This window comes from Streptomyces sp. WAC 04229, assembly GCF_003947455.1.
In the GTDB taxonomy this organism is placed as follows: Bacteria; Actinomycetota; Actinomycetes; order Streptomycetales; family Streptomycetaceae; genus Streptomyces.
Window position 1 is genome coordinate 37,484 of the sequence record NZ_QHJH01000052.1, and the last position, 6,000, is coordinate 43,483.

Annotated in this window: 4 protein-coding genes; 1 reads left to right on the top strand and 3 read right to left on the bottom strand. The window is 74.1% G+C overall.

The genetic code is table 11. From position 1 onward, the window contains the following. Positions 1 to 31 precede the first annotated feature (31 nt). Positions 32 to 1,612, bottom strand: coding sequence for a S8 family peptidase (locus tag DMH12_RS16690; RefSeq protein ID WP_125492370.1), 1,581 nt, complete (start codon positions 1,610 to 1,612; stop codon positions 32 to 34). A 242-nt stretch (positions 1,613 to 1,854) separates the two neighbouring features. Further along, a complete protein-coding gene (locus DMH12_RS16695) occupies positions 1,855 to 2,685 on the bottom strand; it encodes an oxidoreductase (protein ID WP_125492371.1) in 831 nt (276 codons plus the stop codon). 115 nt (positions 2,686 to 2,800) lie between these two features. Here DMH12_RS16695 and DMH12_RS16700 point away from each other — a divergent pair, with 115 nt between their 5' ends. Continuing rightward, positions 2,801 to 3,733 carry a LysR substrate-binding domain-containing protein gene (locus DMH12_RS16700; protein WP_125492372.1) on the top strand — a complete coding sequence of 311 codons (933 nt, stop codon included), beginning with the start codon at positions 2,801 to 2,803 and terminating at the stop codon, positions 3,731 to 3,733. A gap of 7 nt (positions 3,734 to 3,740) precedes the next feature. Here DMH12_RS16700 and DMH12_RS16705 read toward each other — a convergent pair whose 3' ends face one another. Continuing rightward, positions 3,741 to 5,966 (bottom strand): DEAD/DEAH box helicase, encoded by a 2,226-nt coding sequence (locus tag DMH12_RS16705; RefSeq protein WP_125492373.1) that lies wholly within the window; start codon positions 5,964 to 5,966, stop codon positions 3,741 to 3,743. Positions 5,967 to 6,000 lie beyond the last annotated feature (34 nt).

Sequence of the window (6,000 nt, forward strand, 5' to 3'; positions counted from 1 at the left end):
CAGAGCACCGTCAGAACTCCGTCGGAGCTCGTCAGAACTGCAGGGCCCAGGCGTCGATCCGCCCGGTGTCCCACGACGCGTTGTCGCCGACGCGGAGCTTCCACGTGCCGTTCGCGGTCTCCGAGGAGGCGTTCACGGTGTACGTGGTGTTGATGTCGTCCGCGCTGCCGCCGGTGCCGTACGCCTTGAGGGTGTACGCCGTGCCGTCCGGGGCGACCAGCTGGACCTGGAGGTCACCGATGTAGGTGTGGACGATGTTCACCTCGACGGCGAGGGACGACGGGGCGTTGCCCGAGACGCCGGAGACGGTGACCGGGGACTCGACGGTGGCGTTGTCCCGGATGGTGTAGTCGCCGGTGTTCTCGAAGCGGTCCCCGGTCGGCGGGGGCGTGTCGCCGTCGCCGACGTACAGCAGGCGGTTGGGCGAGCCGCTGCCCGGGTTCGAGACGACGCCGGTCGTGGCGGCGGACGTCAGCGCGGTCGCGACCTGCGCGGGCGTGGAGGAGGGATGGTCGGCCAGGTGGAGCGCGGCGGCTCCGGCGACGTGCGGGCTGGCCATGGACGTACCGGAGATGGTGTTCGTGGCCGAGTCGCCGCTGTTCCAGGCGGAGGTGATGGACGAGCCCGGCGCGAACAGGTCGAGGACCGAGCCGTAGTTGGAGTAACTCGCGCGGGCGTCGCTCGACGTGGTGGCGCCGACCGTGATCGCCTCGGTCACCCGGGCCGGGGACTTGGTGGAGGCGTTGGTGGACTCGTTGCCGGCCGCGACGACGAAGGTGACGCCGGACGCGATGGCGTTGCGCACGGCCGTGTCGAGGGCGCTGTCGGCGCCACCGCCGAGGGACATGTTGGCGACGGCCGGCTTGACCGCGTTGCGGGCGACCCAGTCGATGCCGGCGACGACCTGGGCGGTGGTGCCGGAACCGGAGTTGTTCAGCACGCGCACGCCGACGACCTTGGCCTGCTTGGCGACGCCGTAGGCGCTGCCCGCGACGGTGCCGGCCACGTGGGTGCCGTGGCCGTGGCCGTCCTGGGCGGTGTTGTCGTTGTCGATGGCGTCGTAGCCGTAGGAGGCGCGGCCGCCGAAGTCGCTGTGGGTGATGCGGACGCCGGTGTCGATGACGTACGCCGTCACGCCCTGACCGGCGCTCGCCGGATAGGTGTACGAGCTGTTCAGCGGGAGGTTGCGCTGGTCGATGCGGTCCAGGCCCCAGGACGGCGGGTTGGGCTGCGTGCCGGTGACGTGGAAGGTGCGGTTCTGGACGACGGAGGCGACGGCCGGGTCGGCGGCGAGACGCTTCGCCTCGGTCTCGGAGGCCTCGACCGCGTAGCCGTTCAGCGCCTTGGTGTAGGTGCGCTCGATGTCGGCGCCGTACTTCTTCGCCAGCGCGCGGCCCTCCGCGGAGCCGGACTTCGCCTCGTCCGCCTTCAGGGTCACGATGTAGCTGCCGGCGACCGCGTTCGCCGCGTCCGCGTACTGGACGTGGCCCTCCGCCGCGGTGGCGGGGAGCGCGGAGACGAGGCTCGCGGCGAGGGCCGCGGTGGCCACGGCGCCGACGGCGGACAGTCTTCGCCGGTTGGTGCGAGGGGGGTTGTGACGCAGCACTGCCATGTGAGGGGTCCTCCTCAGTCGGTGGTGCGTGGTGGGGTTCGTGCACGCCGAGCAGACCGCCCCCCGGAGGTCATAGGTCATGACCATGTCAAAGCGGGGCGGTTTTGGTGCGTCAGCCGAAAGATTGAGGCTTCCAGAGGAATTGCACAAGGGGCCTGCACGGATGTGCGGCCCCCTGCGTCGTTTGAGCACCCGACTCGCCGGCCGGGTCGGGCGGCGACCAGTCGGCTTTCGGCCGGTTCTCAGTCTTCGAACGCCGTGGCCCGGGTCTGCTTCTCCCACGCCTCGACGTCCGCCCGCACCTGGTCGAGATGGCCGAGGACCGCGCCGACCCCGTCGTCGCCGAGCGGCAGGCGCAGCGGGGTGTGCTCGGCCGCCAGGGCGGCGCGGATGACGGCCGCCGCCTTGGCGGGGTCACCGGGCTGGCCGCCGTCGCCGCCGGCCACCATCCCGCGGGTCTCGCCGACCTTGGCGTACACGCCGCTGTCCGCGCTGGTCCCGGCATTGTCGGCCGCGAACAGGCTGGTCCGGAAGGCGCCCGGTTCGACGATCAGCACCTTGATCCCGAACTCCCGCACCTCGTCCGCGAGCCCCTCGGACATCCCCTCCAACGCGAACTTGGTGCCGCTGTAGGCCGAGAAGCCCGCGACCGACATCTGCCCGCCCATGCTGCTCATCTGCACGATCGCGCCCGAGCGCCGCTCCCGCATGTGCGGCAGCACGGCCCGGGTCAGCGCGGCCGGCCCGAAGACGTGCACGTCGAACAGTGCCCGCAGCTCCTCCTCGCCGGTCTCCTCGAAGGCACCGACGTGGGTCCGGCCCGCGTTGTTGACGAGGACGTCGATCCGTCCGTGCCGCGCCACCACGTCCCGCACGGCGTCCCCGGCGGCGGCCGTGTCGGCGACGTCCAGGCGCAGCGCCTCCATCTGGTCCGGGTGCGCGGCGACGAGGTCGTCGAGCGCCTCGGGGCGCCGCGCCGCGCCGACCACCACGTCGCCGTCGGCCAGGGCCGCCTCGGCGATCGCCCGCCCGAAGCCGCTGCTCGCACCGGTCACCAGCCACACCTTGTTCATGCCGACTCCCTCGTCACTCGTCCGTCACTCGCGTCCGTCGCATCCCTGCAACCGCCAACCACCCTGCCGGGAAACCCGGTTGCCCGTCCAAGACCCACGCTGATAGCCAACGGGCATGACGACGGACGTACATGTGCGGGAGCTGCGCTACTTCACCGCGGTGGCCGAGGAGCTGCACTTCACGCGGGCCGCGGAGCGGTTGTACGTGTCCCAGCCGGCGCTGAGCAAACAGATCCGGGCGCTGGAGCGGCAGTTGGGCGCCGAACTGTTCCGCCGTGAGCCGCGGGGCGTGTCGCTCACCGAGGCGGGCGCCGCGCTGCTGCCGCACGCCCGGCGGGTGCTGGCCGGCTGGGGCGAGGGCGCGGCGGCGGTCGAGGCGGTCCGGGCCGCGCGGCGCGGCACCCTGGTGGTCGGCATGAGCACCAGTCCCGGCCGGGACGGTCTGCTGCCCTCCATCCGCTCCCGCTTCACAGCGGCCCACCCGGAGACGCTGGTGCGGCTGCGGCAGACGCGCTGGGAGGACCCGACGGCGGGCCTCGCCGACGGTACGGCCGACGTCGCGTACGTGTGGCTGCCGCTGCCCGACGCCGGCCGCTACGCCTGGACGGTGGTCGCCGAGGAGCCCCGTATGGTCGCCCTCCCCGAGACCCACCCTCTCGCCGCGCGCCCGGTGCTCGAATTCGCCGACCTGGCCGACGAGCCGTTTCTCGCCCTGCCGCCGGAGGCGGGCGTGCTGCGCGACTTCTGGCTGGCGCTGGAGGAACGGCGGGCCCTCGGGGGTGCCGCCGCCCGGCCGCCGCGCATCGGGGCGGAGATCGCCGGCACGGAGGAGACGTACGAGGCGCTGGTCGGGGGCCTCGGCATCTGCCTCGTGGCCGAGGGCAACGCTCCGCTGATCACCCTGGGGGGCGTGACCACCCGCCCGGTCCGCGGCCTGAGCCCCTGCCGTTACGCCCTGGCCCGGCGCCGGGAGGACGAGGGGCGGCCCCTGGTGCGGGGGTACGTGGAGGCGTACCGGCGGGTGCGGGCCGAGGATGAGGCAGGGTGACGGGTGTTCAGGGCGTCCCGGTCCGTTCGTCGCTCACGCCCAGGCGGGCCTGCTCCTCCTCGACGATCCTGCGCGCCAGGTCGGTGTCCGACACGTCCACGGCGTCCGGCGTCGCCTCGGCCACCGCACTGCGCCGGGCGTAGGCGTCGAAGAGGCGGGTCTTCTTCTCCAGGAGCCGCACCATCCGCTCGTCCACCCCGCCGGTGGCGAGGAGCCGGTGCACGCGCACCGGCCTGACCTGGCCCATGCGGTGGGCCCGCGCGACCGCCTGGTGTTCGATGGTCGGCTTGATCTGGGGCTCGCACACGACCACCACCGAGGCGGCCTGCATGTTGAGCCCGATCCCCGCCGCCTGGATCTGCGCCAGCAGCACCGCGGGTCCGGACACCGCCGTGAACGCGTCGACGAGCGCCTGCCTGCGGGCGGGCGGCACTGCGCCGGTGAGCGGGCCGAACACCGGTCCATGCGCCCGGGGTTCCGCACCGTCGGGAGCGCCGAGGGCGTCCTCGGCCACGCGCAGGACGTCCCGGAAGTTCGAGAAGACGACGACCTTCAGCCCGTTCTCCCCGGCCTCCCGCACGATCTCCCGGAGCCGGCCGAGCTTGGCGGACTTCTCGGGGCGGGCGTACGCCGCCCTGCGCATCGCCATGAAGTTGCCCTCGCGCACGGCCTCCCGGTAGGCGTCCTCGTCGGCGGCGCTCAGCTCCTCCCACTCGTCCGTGTGCTGGAGGCTGGGCAGTTCGGTGAGCACGTCCTCCTGGTTGCGGCGCAGGTAGACGGGGGCGACCGCCTTGCGGAAGGCGACCGAGCCGGTCAGCCCGGTGCCGTCGTCCAGCCGGTCCGCCAGCGCCGGGTCGAGCATCCGGACCAGGTTGCGGAACTCGGCGACCCGGTTCTCCATCGGCGTACCGGTCATGAACAGGACGTGCTCGCACCGGCCGGCCCATCGGTCGACCGCCTGCGACCGCAGGGCCTGCGGGTTCTTCACGGAGTGCGCCTCGTCGACGACGAGCATCGCCGGGGCGAGGGGCCCGGCCGGCCCGGCGCCGTCCGGCCCGTCGTCGCCGCCCGGGTCCGGGAACCCGCGCAGGGAGTCGAAGGTGGTCACGGCGACCCCGCCCCGCTCCCGCCAGTCGGCGAACGCGTCCTGCCGGTCGGGGCCGTGCAGCGGGCGGACCGGCAGGGTGCTACGGGCCTCGGTCTCGCGCGTCCAGTTGACCAGGACGCTCGCCGGGCAGACCACCAGGAAGTGCGTGTGCCCGCCGGCCGCGAGGTGCGCCATGGCCGCGATGGCCTGGATGGTCTTGCCGAGGCCCATCTCGTCGCCGAGGATCACCCGGCGCCGCGCGAGGGCGAACCGCGCGCCGAACGCCTGGTAGCCGCGCAGGGAGACCCGGCGCCGGGAGTCGTCGAGCCGCAGTCCGCGGACCCGCTCGGCGATGTCGTCGGGCAGGAACCCCTCGGCCGCGGCGGTGTCGGAGGGGTGTCCGGCGATCTCGCCCAGCACGCCGTAGTAGTCGGCGGAGCGCAGTTCGAAGTCCGTCCAGGCCGCGAGGCCGCCCGCCGGTCCGCGCAGCAGGTCCACCGAGGCCTGGGCCAGCAGTCCGGCCGTGTCCGCCTGCTCGGCCTCCTCGGTGACGGACCGGATCTCCGCCACGGCCTCCAGCGCGCGGGCCTTCTTCGCCCGCCCGGCCAGCAGCAGCCCGATCCGTCCGGCGGCCGGACGGGCGTCGGCCAGCAGCGGGCCGAGCCGCCGTGTCAGCCCGGCCGCCTCGTCGAGCGCGCGCCGCGCCTCGGGGCCCGCCCCGACCAGCACGTGCAGGGCGGCGACCAGGGCGGTCGTGCGCGGTTCGGGCCGGTCCACGTCCAGGTGCACGGCGGCGGCCTCCGCGGCCGCCTCCGCCAACTGCCGTGCGGCGGCGATGATCTGGTCGACGGTGCGCTGTCCCACGCCGGGGATCTGCCGCAGCCGGTAGGGGCCCGCGTCCAGGACCGCGCGGACCGTGCCCAGGCCGCTCTTCTCGACGGCGCCGAGCCGCAGCCGCCCGCCGGTGACGTCCTGCAACCGGGCCACGGGGATGGCGTCGAGGGCCTGCTCCACCGCCTCGTCGTGCAGCGGCTTCAGCGCCGCCCGGACCGCCTCGACGGCCCGCTCGTGGTCACCGGCCAGCGACCGGGCCGCCTCGTGCAGCCGGGTGCCGTGTGCGACCGCCTCCCGCTCATCGCGCCCCATCCGGTCCCGCGCCCCCTCCCGGCCGCTCCCCGGC

Excerpts from the sequence above, each read along its gene's own strand:
- DMH12_RS16695 (WP_125492371.1), bottom strand. The coding sequence starts at position 2,685 with ATGAACAAGGTGTGGCTGGTGACCGGTGCGAGCAGCGGCTTCGGGCGG.
- DMH12_RS16700 (WP_125492372.1), top strand. The coding sequence starts at position 2,801 with ATGACGACGGACGTACATGTGCGGGAGCTGCGCTACTTCACCGCGGTG.
- DMH12_RS16705 (WP_125492373.1), bottom strand. The coding sequence starts at position 5,966 with ATGGGGCGCGATGAGCGGGAGGCGGTCGCACACGGCACCCGGCTGCAC.
- DMH12_RS16690 (WP_125492370.1), bottom strand. The coding sequence starts at position 1,612 with ATGGCAGTGCTGCGTCACAACCCCCCTCGCACCAACCGGCGAAGACTG.